Below are 19,363 nucleotides of genomic sequence, written 5' to 3'. Positions count from 1 at the left end.
GAATGCGCCATGCCCGTTGCGTTGATTACCGGTTGTTCCAGCGGCATCGGCCGCGCCCTCGCCGATGCATTCAAAGGCGCCGGCTACGAGGTCTGGGCCAGTGCGCGCAAGGCTGAAGATGTCGCGGCACTCTCCGCGGCCGGGTTCACGGCGGTGCAGCTCGACGTCAATGACAATGCAGCGCTGGAACAACTCGCCGAGCGGATCAACCTGCAACACGGCGGCCTCGACGTGCTGATCAACAATGCCGGATATGGCGCCATGGGGCCGCTGCTCGACGGCGGTGTTCCGGCCATGCAGCGCCAGTTCGAAACCAACGTGTTTTCGATTGTCGGCGTGACCCGTGCGCTGTTCCCGGTGCTGCGTCGGGCCAAGGGAATAGTGGTGAATGTCGGCAGCGTCTCCGGGGTGCTGGTCACGCCATTTGCCGGCGCCTATTGCGCATCGAAAGCGGCGGTGCACGCGTTGAGCGATGCGTTGCGCATGGAACTGGCGCCGTTCGGGATTCGCGTGCTGGAAGTGCAGCCGGGGGCGATTCAGTCAAGCTTCGCCAAGAATGCCGGGCATGAGGCCGAGCAATTGATCAACGAACAATCACCGTGGTTTCCGTTGCGCGAAGGTATTCGGGCACGGGCCAAGGCTTCGCAGGACAAACCAACGCCGGCCAGCGAATTTGCCGCCGAGTTGCTCAAGGCTGTGCAGCAGAGCAAACCGCCACGGCTGATCCGCATCGGCAATGGCAGCCGGGCGTTGCCGTTGCTGGCGACGTTGTTGCCGAAAGGATTGCTGGAGTCGACGTTGATGAAGCGCTTCGGCTTGCGTGGAAAACTTTGATTACAAGCTGTGAAATTGCCAATTCGGTCGATCCACGTAGAATGCCCCGCACTTGAAGCGTCCGACGCTTCAAGTGAACCCGCTAGCGCATGGAGTCGCCGGGGCAAGCTTCCAAGCAAGGGATTTGCTGAACTTTTATTTCCCCTCTCTCGATTGTTCCCGCCCGGAGCGATCGCTGCTTTGTAGAACTGCCTGACGCGAGCCCTGCTCACACGCTTCAATTCAGATCAGGAAACACCTTTTGAAAGTCTTCAACGTACTGCCACTGGCACTGTTCACTTTGCTGGCAGGCTGCGCATCTCAAGCCCCTTCTCTAAATGACACGCTGCCCAAACTGACCTTGCAAAGCGTATTGCCGACCGTCACTGCCAACGAGCACTGCAACGCACAGATCGACAGCGACATTGTGTATGGCATCGGCTACCAGTTGTACGAGGAAGGAGAGTTCAAGGACGCCAAAACCTGCATGGTCATGGCAGCCCCGAAACACACGCGCGCATTTTGCTACCTGTCGATGATTGCCCGTTATGACGAAACCATGACCGTCGATCAACGTAACACCGAAGCCTTCAACTACATGGCTTACGCGGCGATGCAGAATGACTGGTGCGCGGAATACGGTATGTATGAAAGCTACAAATACGGCAAGGTCGGAGCCAAACAAGACACTGCACTCGCCACTCGCTGGCTGGAACGCTCCTCGCTGCACGGCTATGCCGAATCCCAGCAGATATTGATCGAACAATACACAGAGCAGGACAACCTGAGCGCCGCCTACGCCTGGACCAGAATCATGGCCAAGACCGAAGACGCCACGGCTGGCGATGACCTGAAAGCGAGGATGACCGCTGCACAAATCGCTGAGGGCGACAAGCTCTACAGCGAACTCCTCACACAGGTCACCAGCAAGAAAACTCTGCGAGATGAAGCGCGTGAAGAAGATGTCGGCCGTTATTCCGCCGATATCTATCAGCACTATCCGGATACCTTCAAAGGTCTGTCGTCAGCAGAGCGTTACGCCTACGTGAAGCAAACCATGCTTACCGCTATCGAGCAGCCGTTCACCCAAAGTCGTGGGGATGTGATGAGCTACATCGTGATCAATCGCGCCGCGCTGCTGAAAAAACCTGATGCGAATATCGCGAATGACCAGCGCATTGTCTCCCTCATGGAAGATGAAGAGTTATCGGTCGACGAAACCATCGAGTCCGGCCTGCTGGTGGTCAGCAAGTTCTACAAATAAAGCGTCACTTGCACTATGCGGTTAACAGCGCTGGGGCCTCTGGCGAAATAGACTGCGTCGATGCTTTCAATGACAGGCCTGCTCCCACAAGGATTCTTCGCAATGGCAGAGATTCTCTTTGGGAGTGGGCTTGTCCGCGAAGAGAGCAAAACGGCCAATACAAAATCTCAGCCCCAGCCCTTCATGAAATCAATGAACGCCCGCACCTTCAGCGGCAGGTGCCGGGTGTCCGGGTACAGCGCGTAAACCCCTTGCTGCGCGAAGCAGTAATCCGGCAGCAAACGCTGTAATCGTCCGGCGTCGAGATCTTCCTGAATCAGCCACTGCGGCAGAATCGCCACGCCTTGTCCGGTCAATGCAAAGGCACGCAGGGTCGCCGAGTTGTCGGCAACGATGGCGGTGGTTCCCGGTTTTGGCTGGTAGATATGCTCGGTGCCGGCGGGGTCGCTGACCGTCATTTCCGGCACTCGCCCATGCCCCAGCGTCGGCATCGACTCCAGCACCGCCAGCGTATCGACCGGCACAAATCGCTCGACCAGCCCCGGCGCCGCCACTGCAAACACCTCGAACGTCGACAGCTGCACCGCCCGCAGATTGGAGTCGTGCATTCGGCCCAAGCGGATCGCCATGTCAAAGCGTTCGGAGATCAGATCGGCATGGGTCGAGGACGTGGACAAGTGAATGTTCAGTTGCGGCTGCTGTTTTCGGAACACTTCCAGCGCTGGCACCACTTGAGCCAGCGCAAACTCCACGGTCGTTGTGATCCGCAGGGTACCCTTGAGCTGCGAGTGCTCCGAACGTGCTTCCTCGATGGCCAGCCGTGCTTCGTCCAGCGTGCGCAGGCAGCGCCGATAAAAACGTTCGCCGGCATCGGTCAGGGCCAGTTGCCGGGTGTTGCGGGTGAGCAAGGTGACGCCCAACTCTTCCTCAAGACGTTTGAGGTTGAAGCTCACCACCGCCCGCGTTTGTCCCAGCGTATCGGCGGCGGCGGTCAGCGAGCCGGCCTCGACCACGGCTTTGAAGGTATCGAATCGATCCAGGCTGACCATGTTCGCAGCGCTCCCTGTCAAAATAATTTTGACAAACTAGCAGCCAAACCAGCGTATTTCTATTGCGGCCAGCGCCCTACCCTGCACGCCTCATCACAGGGAAGCTGCCATGGCCTATCGCTCGAAAGTCGCGCTGGTGTATCTGTTGGGGTTCGCCCTCGACCTGCTGAACATGTTCGCCGCGAGCATTGCCTACCCGAACATTGCCGCGCAGTTGCAGGCCTCGGTGACGCAACTGGCGTGGATTACCAACGCCTACATGCTCGGGCTGACGCTGATCATTCCGATGAGCGTGTGGCTGGCTGCACGGGTGGGCGAGCGGCGGCTGATCCTCGGTTCGCTGCTGGTGTTCGGGATCGCCTCCGGGCTTATCGCTCAGGCGGCTTCGATTGAAAGCCTGATCGGCTGGCGACTGCTGCAAGGGCTGGGTGGCGGGTTACTGCTGCCGGTCGGTCAGGCCTTGGCCTATCGGGAGTTTCCGGCGACACAACGCGCGCACTTCACCGGTGTGGTTTTGCTGGTGGCGCTGATGGTGCCGGCCCTGTCGCCGGCGGCTGGAGGCTTGATCGTTGAGGCATTGTCGTGGCGCTGGATTTTCCTTCTGAACATGCCGGTGGCGCTTTTCGCTTTCGGCCTGGGCCTGCTCTGGTTGAAAGCGGATCAGGCAGCGAGTGAGCGCCCGACACTGGACGCCCGCGGCCTGCTGCTGGCGGTGGCAGCGCTGAGTCTGTTGCTGATGGCCGTCAGTCTGGCGAGTGCCCCCGCAACCCGACATCTCGCGGGCGGTGTCCTGCTGCTCAGCGTCATCACCTTGTGGATCTACCTGCGCGATGGCTGGAACAAACCGGGTGCAATCCTTGATCTTCAACTGATCAAGAACCCGTCATTGCGCCTGGCGATGCTGATCTATCTGTTCGTGCCCGGCATCTTTACCGGCACCAACATGATTGCCGTGTTGTACCTGCACGATCTCGGTTTCGGCGCAGCACAGACCGGGGCGCTGATGCTGGCCTGGGCGGCGGCCTCGGGCGTGGCGATCATGCTGGGTAAACGCAGCTTCAACCGGATCGGTCCCAAGCCGTTGCTGATTGTCGGCATGCTGCTGCAATGCCTCGGCATCGTCGTGCTGATGCAGATCGATCAACCCGCCAGCGGCCCGTTGATCCTCGCCTATGCCCTGATGGGACTGGGCGGCAGTCTGTGCAGTGTCACCGCGCAGACTCTGGCATTTGTCGGCATCACGCCGGAGAAAATGGGCCACTCCAGCGCTCTGTGGAATATCAACCGCCAGCTCGGCTTCTGCCTCGGCGCGGCACTGCTCAGTTCATTGCTTGGCGCCTTGGGAGCCAGCGGATTCAAATACTGCTTTCTCGCCGCTGCACTGCTCACGCTGTTGCCGATAGCCGCCGTGCTGCGTTTCGACTCGACAAAAGTGCTCGCCCTTCTGCGCTCACCTCACCTTCAGGAAAAATCCACATGACTGACTACACCGACTATTTTGACGAAGTGATCCGGGCCCATGAGGCCATCGAGCGATGGTTTGCCGTGGAGGAAGAAGAGACCGCACTGGAGCGATTGCTGACGCGGTTTTCGCCACGGTTTTCCATGGTAACGCCGCTGGGGCGCGTGCTGGATTTCGAGGCCTTGCGTGCGTTGTTTCAAATGGCGGGCGGGAAGAAGAAGGGATTCAGGATCGAGCTCGACGAGCTTCAAGGGATCGCATTGCATGAAGGCGGCGCGACGGTGAGTTACCGCGAACAGCAGACCGATGCGAGCGGATTGCACACGGATCGACGTTCAACCGTGGTGTTTGAAAAAAACGAATCCGGACGGGTGATCTGGCGGCATCTGCACGAGACGTTTTGCCAGGGCTGACACCGTCCGGTTTTGGCGAGGGAGCCTGCTCCCTCGCCAACGGATTACTCGACAGCGTCCTGCTTCACAACAACGGTGCAGGTAATCCCCGCTGCCAGCAATACACCTTCAGGCACTTCATCGATGTGTATCCGCACCGGCACTCGCTGGGCCAGCCGCACCCAGTTGAAGGTCGGGTTCACATCGGCAATCAGCTCGCGGCTTTCCGGGTTGTCGCGGTCGTAGATGCCGCGGGAAATGCTCTCCACGTGGCCCTTCAGAACTTCGCCGCTCATCAGTTGCATGTCGGCTTTATCGCCGACACGAACGTGGGGCAGTTTGGTTTCTTCGAAGAAGCCGTAGACCCAGAACGAGTTCATGTCGACCACGGCCATTTTCGCTTCGCCGATGCGCGCGTAATCGCCGCGATGGACGTTGAGGTTGGTCACGTAGCCGTCCACCGCCGCCCGCACTTCGGTACGTTTGAGGTTGAGTTCGGCGGCTTCCAGTTGCGCCTGGGCCTGTTGGTAATCGGCCAGTGCGGAGTCGGCGATGTTGCTGGCGTCGTCGCGGTTTTCCTTGGAGATCACCAATGCGTCCATGTCGGCGCGGCGATGGGCGTTGACCCTGCGCATCTCCCACGTGGCCTTGCGCGAAGCCACCAGCGACTGCGCCTGTTTCACCGCGAGGCGATAGTGCTCGGGGTCGATCTGCATCAGCAGATCACCTTTTTTTACCAACTGGTTGTCGCGCACCGGCACATCCACCACTTCACCGGTGACGTCGGCCGCAACGTTGATGATGTCGGCGCGCACCCGGCCGTCGCGGGTCCACGGGGTGTTCATGTAGTGCTCCCACAACGTGCGGCCGATCCACAACGCCAGGGCCAGCACCAGCAGGGTCGCGAGCAGGCTGAAAAACTTTTTCATCGGGACAATTCTCAGACTCAACGGTAGACGGTCAGCGCCATCGCGCCGAACAGACAGGTAAACAGGCTCAGGCGCAGCAGCGCCGGGTGCCAGAAGAAGCGGTACAGATCGAACCCTGAAAGGAACCGGTCCAGCGCCCAGGCCAGTGCCGCAGCGACGAAAAACATCAGGGTCATGGTCGGCATGTACACGCCGTGGAAGGCGATTTCACGAGGCATGGGCAAGTCCTTCGGGCTTGGCGATGGCGTAGGCAGCAAGGGGCGATTGCGGGTCGAGCAGCGAGGTGCGGATGAAGTGCAGGTAACTTTTCACCCGCCGCAGCGCCGAGGTATCGAAGTGCGGGGCGAACGGCTCGTCAGTGGCGGCGACACGGCTGATCGCGTGATCGACCGCGACCAGGGCGCGTTCCAGATTGCTCGAATTCGGTTGCAGGAACAGCCGCACCAGCGAGCGCCCCATGACCCGGATCGCCTGACGCCATGGCTGGGATTCGGCATACGCCGGATGCACCGGCAGGATCGCCTGCTCCTTGCGCAACTCGATGATCGCGTGGCCGACTTCCAGCACCACGAACATCCAGCGCAGCAGGTTTTTCTGCACCAGCGGCTGACCGGCCGCCAGACCGTATGCCTGGTGCATCAAGTCGCGGGTACGGCTTTCGAAGCTTGATGCCAGGCCCTTGAGCTTGCCGCTGATCGCGTACACCACTTGCCCGCGCAGGTCCTGCTCGAGGCGCTGCCACAACCAGCGACTGTTCGGCGGCAGAATGATCGCGCCCGCTGCCGCGCAGACCAGCATGCCCATGACCATGGCGATGTAGTCGTTGATGAAGGTGTAGGGGTTGTAGATCGTCAGGTTGTCCGGCACCGAACCGGTGCTGAAAAAGATCAGCAGACCGAGGCCGACACCGGCGTATTGCGGCCGCGAAGCGAGGAACGATCCAAGCACGATCACCGGCGCGAGCATCACGCACAGCAGCGGAAAACCGTCGATCCACGGGAAGATGAAAAACATTTCGACGAAGCCGATCAACGCCCCGAGGAACGTGCCGCAGGCCATCTGGAAGGCCATGCGTTTCGGGTTCGGTGTCGCCGCCGACAGGCCAACAGTGGCGGCAGCGATCAGGGTCATGGTGGCGCCGCTCGGCCACGCGGTGGCGACCCAATAACTGCCGAGCACGACCAGAATGAATGCGGCACGAATCCCCGAAGCTGCCGCCGCCCACCAACTGGTCTGCGGGGTGAACGGCTCGTCCCAGCGCTCGCGTTCGTGGCTGTGATCGGCCAGCGAAGCATGGGTCTGTGCATAACTGTGCAAGTCATCGACGAAGCGATAGAGCAACTCGTATGCGGTGTGGAAATCCAATTGTTCGGCGTCGCTCGGCTCGCTCTCCTGGAAGATCGCCCGCAGGCTGCGCACCCGCGCCGGCAAGCCTTCCTTGTACGCCGCGAGCGCCAGCACCAGACGCGCCGCATCCGGACTGGTCAGGGCGCGTCCGCTGAAACCGTCGAGCACTTCGGCCAGATCCTGCAGGCCCGGTTTGATTGCGGCTTCCACATGGTCGGCGCCGTTGCGACGCAGGCGTTCGAGCAACTGGTGCAAGGCGTTGAAACGGGTGGTGATGCCCATGAACTCGCTGTTCAGGCGACTGAGCCGACCGTTGCGCCGACGCATGTGTGGGTCTTCGAACACGGTCACACTGCGCAGCCCTTCCAGCCCCACCGCTTCGGCGATGAAGCGTACGTTGCTGGCCTCGAACGACTCCGGCTTGCTGCGCCCGCGCAGGCCATCGGTGACGAACAACGCGAACACACCGAAGCGCTGATACAAGGCGTTGCGCATCGCGGCGCTGGCGGTTTGCGGCAGGATCGCGGCGCTGACCAGGGTCGAGCAGAGAATCCCCAGCGAGATCTCCAGCACCCGCCACACCGCCGCCATGAACGCACCGTCAGGATGTGCGAGCGCCGGCAGGCCGACCATCGCGGCGGTGTACCCGGCCAGCACAAAACCGTAGGCGCGGAAGTTGCGGCAACGGGCGGCGCCGGCCGAGCAGATACCGACCCAGATCGCCAGCGAACCGAGGAACAGTTCGGTGTTCTGGGCGAACAATGAAATCAGCGTAACCATCATCGCCGACCCGGCCAGGGTGCCTAGGAAGCGATAGAAACTCTTGGCGAACACCTGGCCGCTCTGTGGCTGCATGACGATGAACACGGTGATCATCGCCGTGCGCGGTTGCGGCAGTTCCAGGCGCATTGCCAGCCACAGGGTCAGGAACGCGGCGATCAACACCTTGAAGATGTAGACCCAGGTCACGCCGTCGCTGCGCGCCCAGTCGAAGAAACCCCGGCGCCAATCCAGGGAGTAGAGCCAGCGCAAAGGTGCGGGCAAGGGAGTCATTAAGGCTTGCTCAGTGGTCGAGGGCTTGAAGAAGGGCCGGGGTTTTCGGTGCAGCGATCTGTTCGGCAGTCGGCACGTCTTTACCCGCACCAAGTCCGCCACCCAATGCCGTCACCAGTTCCGCATGGGCACTCAAGCGCGCCGCCTGCACCTGCTGCTCGACCTGCTGCTGCTTGAACAGCAGAGTCTGGGCGTTGAGCACGTTGAGGTAATCGGTGAGGCCGCGCTGGTAGGCAATCATCGCGATGTCATAAGTCTTCTGCGCGGTAGCCACCGACTCGGCGGCGAACGTCTGCTGCTTGTCCATCGACTCGCGGCGGATCAACTGATCCGAGATGTTCTTCAGCGCATTGACTAGGGTCTGGTTGTAATGCGCGACGGCGATGTCGTAACCCGCCGAGGCTTCACCGAGTTCGGCACGCAGCCGCCCGCCGTCGAAGATCGGCAGCGAGATCGCCGGCCCGACGTTGTAGTTGAGCTTCTTGCCGGTCAGAAACTCCAGCGCCCCGCCGCCGGTGGCCATGTAGCCGAGGCTGCCAACCAGATCGACGTTGGGGTAGAAACCGGCATGCGCGACCTCAATCCCGCGCGCCTGCGCCGCCACTTGCCAGCGACTGGCGACCACGTCCGGACGCTGGCCGAGCAGTTCGGCGGGCAATGCCGACGGCAGTTTGAGTGCCGCGCCGAGGGACAGGGTCGGTCGCTGCAATTGCGCACCAGCGCCCGGGCCTTTGCCGGCCAATGCAGCGATCTGGTTGCGGCTCAGGGCGATCTCTTCATCCAGCGCATCCAGTTGCCGATGGGTTTCCGGCAATGGAGTTTCAGCCTGGCTGACCTCGAAGTGCGTACCGATCCCGCCGTTCAGACGTTTCTGCGCCAGTTCGAGAATCTGCTGTTGCTGCTTGAGCGTCGCCGCGACGATGTCGCGCTGGGCGTAGTGCAGCGACAACTCGATGTAGGCGCGCACGATGTTGTTCTGCAATTCGAGCTGCGCCTGACGCGCCTCGGCAGCGCTCATGTGCGCCAGATCGACGGCCCGCTCGGTGCTGTTGCTTTCACGACCCCAGAGGTCGAGGGCGTAACTGAAACCCAGCGCGGCGTTGTTGTCCCAGGTGGTGCTGTTGGCCAGCTCACCGGGGCCGTAGAACTGGTCGGTCGGCCAGTTGTGGCGCTTGAGGGTCGACTCGCCATTGATCTGCAACGACTCGGCGGCTTCGGCGACACCGGCCATGGACCGGGCCTGACGCACTCGCGCGGCAGCCATGGCCATGGTCGGGCTGCCTTGCACGGCAAGGTCGATCCAATGATTGAGTTGCGGGTCGCCGTAGGCTTGCCACCATTGGGCGGTGGGCCAGTTTGCGTCACGGGCGGCGTGGGCGATGGCCTCGTCGGTGGCCAGTTCATTGGCCTCCAGAGCCTTGCCCTGCGGGGCAATCCCTCCGGTTCCGATGCAGCCGCCAAGACCTAACGAAAAAGCCAGAACACTGAGCGGCAAAAGCGCTCTGTTGATGCGACGCGGCACTGCTGCGAATTCCTGAGGTGGGAGATGTTTCGAGGTGGGCGCAATTCTAGGGGGGCGCCATTACGGCGATAAGCTGGGAATCCTGTGAATCTTTGTTACCGTTAACGAGATAATCCCTTGGTCGGGGGTCTCAGCCCCTGAAACTTCGTGTCACAATTTGCCATCTCCCTTGAGAGCACCCCATGGACACTTTGCAAAACATGCGCGCCTTCAGTTGTGTGGCCGAAGCCGGCAGCTTCACCGCCGCCGCCGTGCAGCTCGACACCACCACCGCCAACGTCTCGCGCGCGGTCTCCAACCTTGAGGCCCACCTGCAAACCCGCTTGCTCAACCGCACGACCCGGCGCATCGCCCTCACCGAAGCCGGCAAGCGCTACCTGCTGCGCTGCGAGCAGATCCTCGCCTACGTCGAAGAGGCCGAAGCCGAAGCCAGCGAGGCCCACGCCCGCCCGGCCGGACAGTTGAAAGTGCACACCATGACCGGCATCGGCCAGCACTTCGTGATCGACGCCATCGCCCGCTATCGCAAGACCCACCCGGACGTGACCTTCGACCTGACCATGGCCAATCGCGTGCCGGACCTGCTCGACGAAGGCTACGACGTGTCCATCGTCCTCGCCCGCGAACTGCCGGACTCGGGCTTCGTCTCGCAACGCCTGGGCATCACCTACAGCATCGTCTGCGCCTCCCCGGCCTACGTAAAAGCCAACGGCTGCGCACAAAAACCCAGCGACCTGCTGAACCACGCCTGCCTGCGCCTGGTGAGCCCGGTGATCCCCCTGGAAAAATGGGCCTTCGACGGCCCTGACGGCCAGGAAATGGTCACCATCAACAGCTCCCCCTTCCTGGTGAACTCCGCCGACGCGATGAAAAGCGCGATCACCAGCGGGATGGGTGTGGGCGTGTTGCCGGTGTACGCCGCGATTGAAGGCCTGCGCAACGGCTCGCTGGTACGGGTCATGCCCAACTACCGCTCGCAGGAACTGAACCTGTACGCGATCTACCCGTCGCGGCAGTATCTGGATGCGAAGATCAAGACCTGGGTTGAATACCTGCGTGGGTCGTTGCCGGAGATATTGGCGGGGCATCAGGCGGAACTGGCGGCTTATGAGATGAGTGGGAGCCTGGCGGGGGTGCGGGTGGCGAATTGAATTTGGCGTGAAGCGAGTGCTGGATTGCGTCGAAGTACAACGTCATCCAACACACGCCAAGCCGCTCTGACTGAACGGACTTGCCAGCGAATGCCATCGTCACTGGCAGCTCGAATTGGGACGCAGAGCGTCCCGGGCTGCATTCCCACGCAGAGCGTGGGAACGATCAAAAGCAGCCGTTTTTTTGCTGTTCGCTGTCCGCTCCCCACCACTCAACACAATGAGCGTTAGCTCGAGTACCGCTCTTGACGTGCCGGCCCCATCGGAAGGCTGAGTGGAGGGATTCATCCGGGGGTGGGAGCGCAGCGACCGTGCGGCGCAGCCGCATGCATCGAGAGGAGGTGCAGCGAAGCAAACCGTAGGCGATGCCCCCGGATGAATCCCGGAACGAAGGAACACCGAGCCAAAGCGAGGTGCCGAACGCCGGGGCCCAGCGTTTTGGTTACTTTTGGGCGTCTGCAAAAGTGACTCGCTGTAAGAGCGAAACCGCCAGCCGCAACACTCGAAAAAACGGATATACACCCAAACCCCAAAAGCCTGGTCGGCCCAGAGGCCGCCAAGACAACCCCAAACAGAAAATGTTAGCTTGCTTGGCATACACCAGCCGCCAAGCCCGAGCCAAATGCCAATGAAAAAAACAGTCCTGGCCTTCAGCCGCATCACCCCCCCCATGATCGAACGCCTGCAACAGGACTTCGACGTCATCGTCCCCAACCCGAAAAACGGCGACATCAACGCCCAGTTCAACGAAGCCCTGCCCCACGCCCACGGCCTGATCGGCGTCGGTCGCAAACTCGGCAAGGCCCAACTGGAAAACGCCGCAAAACTTGAAGTCGTCTCCAGCGTCTCCGTCGGCTACGACAACTACGACCTCGCCTACTTCAACGAACGCGGGATCATGCTCACCAACACCCCGGACGTCCTCACCGAAGGCACCGCTGACCTGGCCTTCGCCCTCATCATGAGCAGCGCCCGCCGCGTCGCCGAACTGGACGCCTGGACCAAGGCCGGCCAATGGCAGGCCAGCGTCGGCGCACCACTGTTCGGTTGCGACGTACACGGCAAGACCCTGGGCATCGTCGGCATGGGCAACATCGGCGCCGCCGTCGCCCGTCGCGGACGCTTGGGCTTCAACATGCCGATTATCTACAGCGGCAACAGCCGCAAGACCGCACTGGAACAGGAACTCGGCGCGCAATTTCGCAGCCTTGACCAACTGCTGGCCGAAGCCGACTTCGTCTGCCTGGTGGTACCGCTCAGCGAAAAGACCCGCCACTTGATCAGCCATCGCGAACTGGCGCTGATGAAGCCCGAAGCGATTCTGGTAAACATCTCCCGTGGCCCGGTGGTCGACGAACCGGCCTTGATCGAAGCGTTGCAGAACAACCGGATTCGCGGTGCCGGCCTCGACGTCTACGAAAAGGAGCCGCTGGCCGAATCGCCGCTGTTCCAGCTGAAAAACGCAGTGACCTTGCCGCACATCGGCTCGGCGACGAATGAAACCCGTGAAGCCATGGCCAACCGCGCACTGGCCAATTTGCGCAGCGCCCTGCTCGGCGATCGCCCGCAGGATCTGGTCAATCCACAAGTTTGGCGCGGATAAAAAATTACGGGCAAGTGCTGAAATGCACTTGCCCGTTAGTTACGCCATACACAAATTGAAATTGAACAGCAAACCCATTCAAACAACAGCATTATAAGCTCTCCCTGGCTGCCGAATTATCGACAAACGCTATGGAGAGCTTAAATCTTGAACATACTGACGACCGACAAAATCATACGTTACAGCAAAGTTATATTAATGGCTTACATCAGTTTCTTTGGCGTGCTGGTGATGATCCATAACTTCACCGACTATGACTCCAACTACACTTACGTTGCTCACATCCTGAGCATGGACACGACCACCAGCAGTGAAAGCATCAAGTATCGAGCCATTGATTCGCCAATGATTCACCACCGTATCTACTGGTTCATCATCACGATGGAAGTCACCTATACGGTGCTATGCCTGATAGGCACCTATCAGCTATATCGAAATATCAACGCCTCGGCAGAGTTATTTCACGAGGCAAAAAGTTTCTCGATCATGGGAATACTGGCAGCGATATTCATCTACTACGTCTGTCTGCAAACTGTAGGTGTGGAATGGTTTGACATGGACACCTCTCAATCCTGGAATGCCAAGGACTGGTCACGGCATATTGTTGACTTCATATTCCCGGTGATGATCTACATCACATTGAAAGTCGAGCGCTGAAGTTCAGCGCTCGTTTATCTCACGCCAACTTTCCTTGTACCGGCGGCACTAGCGCCTTCGGTTTACGAAACACCAGCACATTGCCCAGCATCACCAGCACCAGCCCCGCCAACGCCGGCGCTGTCCATTGATAGCCTTCGGCAAAGGCCGAAACGTTCAGCGCCACCACCGGGAACAGCACTGTGCAATAAGCCGCGCGCTCCGGCCCCATGCGGCCGACCAGCGTCAGGTACGCGGTGAAGCCGATCACCGACCCCGGAATCACCAGATACAGCAGCGCGCCGATGTAGCGTGACGTCCATTCCATCTCGAACGGAATACCTTTGACCAGACACCACACCGACAGCATCGCCGCACCGTAAGCCATGCCCCACGCATTGGTGGTCAGCGGCTTGAGGCCGGCCTTCTGTTGCAGGCTCGAGAGCATGTTGCCCGCCGAGAAACACAGGGTGCCGCAGAGTGCCAGGCCAAGGCCGAGCAGGGTTTGCGGAGTGGCGTGATGCCCGGCCAGCTCCGGCCAGAACAACAGGCCCAGGCCAGACAGCCCCAGCGCCCCGCCCATCAGCACATTGCGCGCGATGCGTTGGCCAAAGAACACCCGCGCATTCAGCGCGTTCCACAAGGTTGCGGTGGAAAACACCACCGCCACCAGACCGCTGGGAATCCATTGGCTGGCGGTCAGGAAACACATGAAGTTGACGCAAAACAGGCACAAACCCTGCGCCACGCAGATCAAATGCCCGCGCCGGTTCATCGGTTGCAGGCGACGGCTGAGCAGCAACAACGCAAACAACACCAGCGCGGCGAGACCGAAGCGATAGACGATCGACACCGGAATCGCCACCACACCCAATTGCCATTTAAGGGCGATCCAGGTGGTGCCCCAGATCAGCACGGTCAACAAATACAACGACAGGTTCATGGCAGACACTCCTCGATTGGTTTTCAGTGTCCGCCTGCGCCCTCGCCCCTCGCTTGCATAAACTTGCGCTTTTGTCGGCGCGCAGGCTGGCAGCACGAAATCTACGGAGTAGGATGCAAGGCGTTGAAGAGAACCGACCATGGCCGCCATCGATACCCTGCAAGTCTTTCAAGCCCTCAACAATTCGCCCAATGCACGCCTTGTGCACAGCGCCGAGTTGGGTGACGGCTTGTCTGCAGCTTTGTGGACCAATCACCACGACGCCCAGGAATACGAAGCGCCGAGCCATCACACCCTCTCCTGCTACATCGCCGGCGGCACCGGCACCTTCCGCCGTGGCGAACCCGGCCACAAGGGCGGCCCGGACAAGTTGTGCATCCTGCCGGCCGACCACGAATCAGGTTGGGTCATCAACGGTGATATTCGCCTGGCTCACTTGTATTTCAGCGCTGAACAATTTGCTCTGGGGTGCGTGACGCTGCTGGATCGCGAGCCCCGGGAAATGCAGCTGCGCGAGCAGACTTTTCTCGAAGATCCACAACAGGCCCGACGGTTTCGCCAGTTGCTGACCTTGAACTGGGACGAACCCGGTGAGCGTTTGCTGACCAGCAGCCTGGCTCACGAATTGATCAGTCATACCTTGCTGAGCCAGGTTGGCGTGCGACAGGGCCTGCGTCTCAAGGGTGGACTGGCGCCGCATCAACGCCGGCAACTGGTGGAATTCATCGACAGCCAACTGGCCGAGCCGATCAGCCTCGGGCAACTGGCCGGGTTGTGTGCGTTGTCGGAATACCACTTTGCGCGGATGTTTCGGGTGAGCTTCGGCTTGCCGCCACATCAGTACGTGCTGGCGCGGCGTTTGAGCCGGGCGCGGGAGTTGTTGCGCGGGACAGCGTTGCCGTTGGGCGAGATTGCCCTGGCGTGCGGTTTTGCCAGTGCCAGCCACTTCACCAACCGCTTTCGCCAGGTGCTGGGTGGAACGCCCGGCGAATATCGCCAGGCGTTTTTGCGCTGATCAGAACTCCAGCGTGCTCGACAGTGAAATTTGCCGCGAATCGCCCATCGACACGAAGAAGCGGCTCGCCGCCGAGGTGTAGTAAGTGCGGTCGAACAGGTTCTTCACGTTGAGCTGGAACTTGACCTTCTGCCCTTCAACCTTGGTGTCGTAAGTGGCAAACGCATCGGCCACGGTGTAGCTCGGCAGATCGAAATCATTCACCGCGTTGCCCGCTCGTTCGCCGACATACCGCGCGCCGGCGCCGACCCGAAGTTGATCGCCGCCGATCAAGCTGCCGAAATCGTAGACCGCCGACAGCGAGCCGGTGTTCTTCGCCACGTTTTGCAGTTTGTTGCCTTTGTAGTCCGGATCTTCCGTGACCTCGGCGTCGGTGTAGGCGTAGCTGCCGATCATGCTCCAGCGGTCGCTGAGCTGGCCGGTCAGATCGACTTCCAGACCACGGGAACGCACTTCGCCGGCGGCGCTGTAGATCGTGGTCGGGCCTTCGGCGTTGGCCACCAGCACGTTGCGTTTCTTGATGTCGAACAGGGCGATGTTGCCGGTAACACGCCCCGGAATGTCGAGGCGTGCGCCCAGCTCCCAGGACTTGGCTTCTTCCGGCGCGATGCTGCCGTCGAGCACGGTGCTGCTGCCGCTGAGCGGGGCGATGGTCGAGTTGGGTTTGAACGATTCGGTGTAGCTGCCGTAGAACGACAACGCGTCGGTGTAGCGATACACAAGACCTGCGCGCGGTACCCACTTCTGGCCGTTGCTGTCGGTGTTGGCCTTGAACGGCACGCCTTTGCCGGCGTACTGGTCGTACTCCTGGAAGCGCCCGCCGGCCACCAGAATCCACTGGTCATTGAGGTGGATCGAGTCCTGCAGGAACACCGAATCGCTGCGCAGTTCGTCGGTCTGCGCACTGTCCGCCGGGCTGACGGTGGTGCCTTCGACTTCGCGGCCGTAGACCGGGTTGACGTAGCTGAAGGTGCTCAGGCTTTTCTGGCGGATCAGGTCGGCGCGGTAGATCTTGCGGTACTCGTCGTCGACGCCGAACACCAGATCATGCTGCATGCCCAGCACGTTGACCTTGCCTTCGAGGCTGGCGGTGGTGAAACGGTCGGTGCTGATCGCGCCCTGGGTGCCGTCCATGCTGCGGGTCAGGGTGCCTTTTTTGGTGTCGATCGCGGTTACGCGGACCTGGCTGGCATCGTAGGTTTCGCGGTTCCAGCTGTAGCCGAAATGGGCTTTCCAGTCATCGTTGAGTTCGTGGTCGGCCTCGAAGTGATAGAGATCCGAGCGCCCTTCCATGTCGTTGAATTTCTCGTCGAGACGCTCGTTGCGCGAGATGTCCAGCGGATGGTTGGTGCGAGGATCGATCAGGGTTCCACGATCGAATGGGGTCAGGAATTCGCGGTGCTCGTAAGCGAACAGCAGCTTGGTGCGCTCGCCATACCAGGCCAGCGACGGCGCGATCAGGGTTTCGCGATGAGTGCCGAAATTGCGCCAGTAATCTTCGTCTTCATGGTCCAGCACCATGCGATACGCGAGGCCGGAATCCCCCAGCGCACCGGTGCTGTCGAACGAACCGCCGCTGCCATTCTTGCCGTCGCCGTAGGTCGAGCCGCGCAGGGTCAGCGCGTTGTACTGGGTCAGCTCAGGCTTCTTGCTGACCATGTTGACCACGCCGCCCGGGTCCTGAATCCCGTAGAGCAGCGAGGCCGGGCCCTTGAGCACTTCGACGCGATCCACGGTGGCGTTCATGCCACGGCCCTGCACTACCGGCATGCCGTCGCGCATGATCGAGCCGTTGCGGTTGTCGCCGAAGCCGCGGGTCATCACCGAATCCTGGGTGCTGCCCAAGGTGTTGCCCTGGGTGATACCGCTGACGTTGGCCAGCGCATCATCGAGATTACGCGGTGCCTGATCGCGAATGACCTGGGCCGGAATCACGTTGACGGTCTGGGGAATTTCCTGAAGTGAAGCGGAAGAGCGCATCACCGAACTGGTTTCCGGTGGCTGGTAACTCATCGGCTGGTTGACCACCGAAGTGATGGTGGTCGCGCCGAGGTTCAGAGCGCCTGCAGTCGGTTGCGGTTCTAGCGCCAGGGTGTGGCTGTCGGTGCGGCGGAAGGTCAGGCCGGAGCCGGTGAGCAGACGTTGCAGCGCTTGCTCGGCACTCATCTGGCCGTTGATCGCAGGTGCGGTCAGGCCGTAAGGCGCTTCATCGGTGTAGACCACGCTCTGCCCGGTGACGCGGCTGAAGTCGCTCAGGGCCTGAGGCAACGGCTTGGCGGCCAGGGAAAAACTGAACTGCTTTTGTGGCTGACTGCTGACGGATTCAGCGGCCAGCGCCACGCTCATCGGCAACAGGGCCAATGCCGAAAAACTCAAGGCCGAAACGCCTAACCACTGTTTGACCGAACCCGATTTTGCCCTGGACTTCATTGCTCATGACCTGTGTAGAACCGCAACGGATGCGAATGACTCGCAGTTTCAGTCACTACACGGATGGCGTCCGGGTTTACCTCACCACAAAGTTGAAAATATTTTCGTTGTCGCTGCCGACGCCTTCGCTAGCAAGCTCGCTCCCACCTTGGAATGCACTACCTGTGGGAGCGAGCTTGCTCGCGAAAGGGCCAGTGAGGTCAGCGAAGAATTATCAGATGTCCTAGCACCTGATGCTGCTCGAATCCCAACACCCCTTGCAGCGAATTCAGAACCGCTTGCGGATCCTTGCTCGGAAAGCTGCCGCTGACCTTGCGCGCACCCAGTTCGTCGTTGAGCAACACGATCCGTCCCGGGTAATAACGCCGCAGATCCTGCACCACATCGGCCAGTGTCGACTTGTAGTAAGTCAGCCAGCCCTGGCGCCACGCCAGTTGCGCTTCGCCGTCCACGGCGTGGAATTTTTCCGCAGTGCCTGCGCCGTACGCCACTTGCTGGCCGGCGGTGAGAATCTGCTGCTCGGCATCACGCGCCGCCGTCACACCAACGCGCCCTGACAGCACAGTGACTTGTGCGCCATAGGGTTGCAGGCGCACTTCGAACTGAGTGCCCAACACTCGCGCCTGGCCTTTCTCGGCCTCGACCACAAAGGGATCGCCCGTGTGAGTCACGCTGAAAAATCCTGCGCCGCGACGCAATTGCACATGCCGCTCGCCGTGACTGAAATCCACGGCGATGGCGCTGTCGGCGTCCAGCGTAACCTGAGATTGATCGGCGAGTGTCACGGTGCGGATCTCGCCCGGTGCCGACACGTAATCAGCGCCCAGATCATCGATCCAGCGCTGCGGCTGCCAACCGCTGCCGAGGCTGATCATCAACAGCAGAGAGGCCGCCATGGCCAGCGCGCCGGCACAACGCCGGATCTGTGGACGACGCGGCCGGTCCATCGCATTGAGCAATCCCTGCAACGCCAGCGCGTCTTCATCGGCCAGAGTACGCGCCGGCCCTTCGCTCAATTCCCACACCACTTGCGCCTGGGCGTAGGCCTCGGCGTGGGCCGGGTCAGCGTGCAGCCATTGACTGAACGTCAGTTGATCACCGGTGCTCGGGCGGTCGTGCAGCAGGCTCAGCCAGGCGAAAGCGGCCTGTTCCTGAGCGGGCGTCGGGATGACGCGGTCGGTGTTGTTCACGGTGCTTTCCCTGGCAGGCGTGGCGCGGGTTCGCGCAGGCTGGCCTTGCAGGCCTCGAGGGCGCGCATCATATGTTTTTCCACGGCGCTTTGGGACAGGCCCATGGCTTTGGCGATCTCGGCGTACTTGCGCCCGTGGATGCGATTGAGCAAAAAGATCTGCCGTGTTCGCTCGGGCAGCGCGCGCAACGCCGCTTCGACATGGCGCAAATCGTTGCCCGCTTCGAGCGCCGCCTGCGGTTCGCTGGCGCTGCTGTCCGGCTCGTCCGGTTGCCAGCCTTCGTTGACCCGCACCCGCGCGCCTTCGCTGCGCAAATGATCGATGGCGATATTGCCGGCACAGCGCAACAGATAAGTGCTGAGTTCTTCGACCTGCACCAGCGGCCGACGCCAGAATCGCAGAAACAGATCCTGCACCAGATCCGCCGCCGTCGCCCGGCAACCGACGCGCCGGCTCACCAGCGCTTCCATCTGCGAACGCTGGGACAGGAACACCTGGAGAAAATGCGCACGGGCGCCATGGGGTTCGCCGTCGCGATGCTCGGGAGGATGGCCGATCAACATG

At 61.0% G+C, this 19,363-nt stretch carries 17 protein-coding genes; 8 read left to right on the top strand and 9 right to left on the bottom strand.

Features of this window, described 5'->3' with window-relative positions:
* The first annotated feature begins 9 nt into the window (after positions 1-9).
* Together AC0R79_RS05970 and AC0R79_RS05965 are read left to right on the top strand one after the other, a co-directional pair.
* On the top strand, positions 10-834 hold the full coding sequence (locus AC0R79_RS05970; RefSeq protein WP_474733670.1) for an SDR family oxidoreductase: 825 nt from the start codon (positions 10-12) through the stop codon (positions 832-834).
* Positions 835-1,075: 241 nt separating this feature from the next.
* Positions 1,076-2,077 (top strand): SEL1-like repeat protein, encoded by a 1,002-nt coding sequence (locus AC0R79_RS05965; protein ID WP_127796974.1) that lies wholly within the window; start codon positions 1,076-1,078, stop codon positions 2,075-2,077.
* A 167-nt stretch (positions 2,078-2,244) separates the two neighbouring features.
* On the opposite strand, the gene AC0R79_RS05960 is transcribed toward AC0R79_RS05965, so the two are convergent.
* Positions 2,245-3,126: a LysR family transcriptional regulator gene (locus AC0R79_RS05960; protein WP_474733666.1), complete on the bottom strand. Its 882-nt coding sequence runs from the start codon at positions 3,124-3,126 to the stop codon at positions 2,245-2,247.
* Between the two features lie 109 nt (positions 3,127-3,235).
* Here AC0R79_RS05960 and AC0R79_RS05955 point away from each other — a divergent pair, with 109 nt between their 5' ends.
* Together AC0R79_RS05955 and AC0R79_RS05950 are read left to right on the top strand one after the other, a co-directional pair.
* Entirely contained in the window at positions 3,236-4,606 is a 1,371-nt protein-coding gene (locus AC0R79_RS05955) for an MFS transporter (protein WP_474733665.1), read from the top strand.
* Positions 4,603-5,001 carry a DUF4440 domain-containing protein gene (locus tag AC0R79_RS05950; protein WP_474733663.1) on the top strand — a complete coding sequence of 133 codons (399 nt, stop codon included), beginning with the start codon at positions 4,603-4,605 and terminating at the stop codon, positions 4,999-5,001. The genes AC0R79_RS05955 and AC0R79_RS05950 overlap by 4 nt, the downstream gene beginning before the upstream one ends.
* A gap of 44 nt (positions 5,002-5,045) precedes the next feature.
* Here AC0R79_RS05950 and AC0R79_RS05945 read toward each other — a convergent pair whose 3' ends face one another.
* Genes AC0R79_RS05945 through AC0R79_RS05930 form a run of 4 tightly spaced genes read right to left on the bottom strand, consistent with a single transcriptional unit; the run spans position 5,046 to position 9,831 of the window.
* Entirely contained in the window at positions 5,046-5,909 is an 864-nt protein-coding gene (locus tag AC0R79_RS05945) for an efflux RND transporter periplasmic adaptor subunit (protein WP_096819130.1), read from the bottom strand.
* Between the two features lie 17 nt (positions 5,910-5,926).
* Entirely contained in the window at positions 5,927-6,127 is a 201-nt protein-coding gene (locus AC0R79_RS05940; protein ID WP_003221811.1) for a DUF1656 domain-containing protein, read from the bottom strand.
* Positions 6,117-8,309 (bottom strand): FUSC family protein, encoded by a 2,193-nt coding sequence (locus tag AC0R79_RS05935; protein ID WP_474733660.1) that lies wholly within the window; start codon positions 8,307-8,309, stop codon positions 6,117-6,119. Before AC0R79_RS05935 ends, AC0R79_RS05940 begins: the two co-directional genes overlap by 11 nt.
* 10 nt (positions 8,310-8,319) lie before the next feature.
* Positions 8,320-9,831, bottom strand: a complete 1,512-nt coding sequence (locus tag AC0R79_RS05930; RefSeq protein WP_474733658.1) for an efflux transporter outer membrane subunit — start codon at positions 9,829-9,831, stop codon at positions 8,320-8,322.
* 182 nt (positions 9,832-10,013) lie between these two features.
* Between AC0R79_RS05930 and AC0R79_RS05925 the strand changes: the two genes are divergently transcribed.
* The 3 genes from AC0R79_RS05925 to AC0R79_RS05915 all read left to right on the top strand — a co-directional run bounded on the left by AC0R79_RS05925 (position 10,014) and on the right by AC0R79_RS05915 (position 13,242).
* A complete protein-coding gene (locus AC0R79_RS05925) occupies positions 10,014-10,982 on the top strand; it encodes a LysR family transcriptional regulator (protein WP_085608127.1) in 969 nt (322 codons plus the stop codon).
* Positions 10,983-11,610: 628 nt separating this feature from the next.
* A complete protein-coding gene (locus AC0R79_RS05920; protein WP_474733655.1) occupies positions 11,611-12,585 on the top strand; it encodes a 2-hydroxyacid dehydrogenase in 975 nt (324 codons plus the stop codon).
* Positions 12,586-12,732: 147 nt separating this feature from the next.
* Entirely contained in the window at positions 12,733-13,242 is a 510-nt protein-coding gene (locus AC0R79_RS05915) for a DUF2165 family protein (RefSeq protein WP_127796969.1), read from the top strand.
* A 19-nt stretch (positions 13,243-13,261) separates the two neighbouring features.
* On the opposite strand, the gene AC0R79_RS05910 is transcribed toward AC0R79_RS05915, so the two are convergent.
* The gene (locus AC0R79_RS05910) at positions 13,262-14,164 is read right to left on the bottom strand and encodes a DMT family transporter (protein WP_474733653.1); all 903 of its coding nucleotides are present in this window, start codon (positions 14,162-14,164) and stop codon (positions 13,262-13,264) included.
* Between the two features lie 139 nt (positions 14,165-14,303).
* Between AC0R79_RS05910 and AC0R79_RS05905 the strand changes: the two genes are divergently transcribed.
* Positions 14,304-15,179 (top strand): AraC family transcriptional regulator, encoded by an 876-nt coding sequence (locus tag AC0R79_RS05905; RefSeq protein ID WP_127796967.1) that lies wholly within the window; start codon positions 14,304-14,306, stop codon positions 15,177-15,179.
* Here AC0R79_RS05905 and AC0R79_RS05900 read toward each other — a convergent pair whose 3' ends face one another.
* From AC0R79_RS05900 to AC0R79_RS05890, 3 genes are all read right to left on the bottom strand, one after another.
* Positions 15,180-17,609, bottom strand: coding sequence for a TonB-dependent siderophore receptor (locus AC0R79_RS05900; RefSeq protein ID WP_474733651.1), 2,430 nt, complete (start codon positions 17,607-17,609; stop codon positions 15,180-15,182).
* A 200-nt stretch (positions 17,610-17,809) separates the two neighbouring features.
* Positions 17,810-18,799 carry a FecR family protein gene (locus tag AC0R79_RS05895; protein ID WP_474733650.1) on the bottom strand — a complete coding sequence of 330 codons (990 nt, stop codon included), beginning with the start codon at positions 18,797-18,799 and terminating at the stop codon, positions 17,810-17,812.
* Positions 18,796-19,362 (bottom strand): RNA polymerase sigma factor, encoded by a 567-nt coding sequence (locus AC0R79_RS05890; protein ID WP_007957274.1) that lies wholly within the window; start codon positions 19,360-19,362, stop codon positions 18,796-18,798. Before AC0R79_RS05890 ends, AC0R79_RS05895 begins: the two co-directional genes overlap by 4 nt.
* Position 19,363 lies beyond the last annotated feature (1 nt).

This window comes from Pseudomonas sp. HD57-3, assembly GCF_056113135.1.
Note: the sequence above shows the minus strand (reverse complement) of the source record. Positions and strands in the feature narration are given on the sequence as shown.

Excerpts from the sequence above, each read along its gene's own strand:
- AC0R79_RS05920 (WP_474733655.1), top strand. The coding sequence starts at position 11,611 with ATGAAAAAAACAGTCCTGGCCTTCAGCCGCATCACCCCCCCCATGATC.
- AC0R79_RS05935 (WP_474733660.1), bottom strand. The coding sequence starts at position 8,309 with ATGACTCCCTTGCCCGCACCTTTGCGCTGGCTCTACTCCCTGGATTGG.
- AC0R79_RS05960 (WP_474733666.1), bottom strand. The coding sequence starts at position 3,126 with ATGGTCAGCCTGGATCGATTCGATACCTTCAAAGCCGTGGTCGAGGCC.
- AC0R79_RS05900 (WP_474733651.1), bottom strand. The coding sequence starts at position 17,609 with ATGAAGTCCAGGGCAAAATCGGGTTCGGTCAAACAGTGGTTAGGCGTT.
- AC0R79_RS05905 (WP_127796967.1), top strand. The coding sequence starts at position 14,304 with ATGGCCGCCATCGATACCCTGCAAGTCTTTCAAGCCCTCAACAATTCG.
- AC0R79_RS05925 (WP_085608127.1), top strand. The coding sequence starts at position 10,014 with ATGGACACTTTGCAAAACATGCGCGCCTTCAGTTGTGTGGCCGAAGCC.
- AC0R79_RS05950 (WP_474733663.1), top strand. The coding sequence starts at position 4,603 with ATGACTGACTACACCGACTATTTTGACGAAGTGATCCGGGCCCATGAG.
- AC0R79_RS05970 (WP_474733670.1), top strand. The coding sequence starts at position 10 with ATGCCCGTTGCGTTGATTACCGGTTGTTCCAGCGGCATCGGCCGCGCC.
- AC0R79_RS05910 (WP_474733653.1), bottom strand. The coding sequence starts at position 14,164 with ATGAACCTGTCGTTGTATTTGTTGACCGTGCTGATCTGGGGCACCACC.
- AC0R79_RS05890 (WP_007957274.1), bottom strand. The coding sequence starts at position 19,362 with ATGTTGATCGGCCATCCTCCCGAGCATCGCGACGGCGAACCCCATGGC.
- AC0R79_RS05940 (WP_003221811.1), bottom strand. The coding sequence starts at position 6,127 with ATGCCTCGTGAAATCGCCTTCCACGGCGTGTACATGCCGACCATGACC.
- AC0R79_RS05955 (WP_474733665.1), top strand. The coding sequence starts at position 3,236 with ATGGCCTATCGCTCGAAAGTCGCGCTGGTGTATCTGTTGGGGTTCGCC.
- AC0R79_RS05945 (WP_096819130.1), bottom strand. The coding sequence starts at position 5,909 with ATGAAAAAGTTTTTCAGCCTGCTCGCGACCCTGCTGGTGCTGGCCCTG.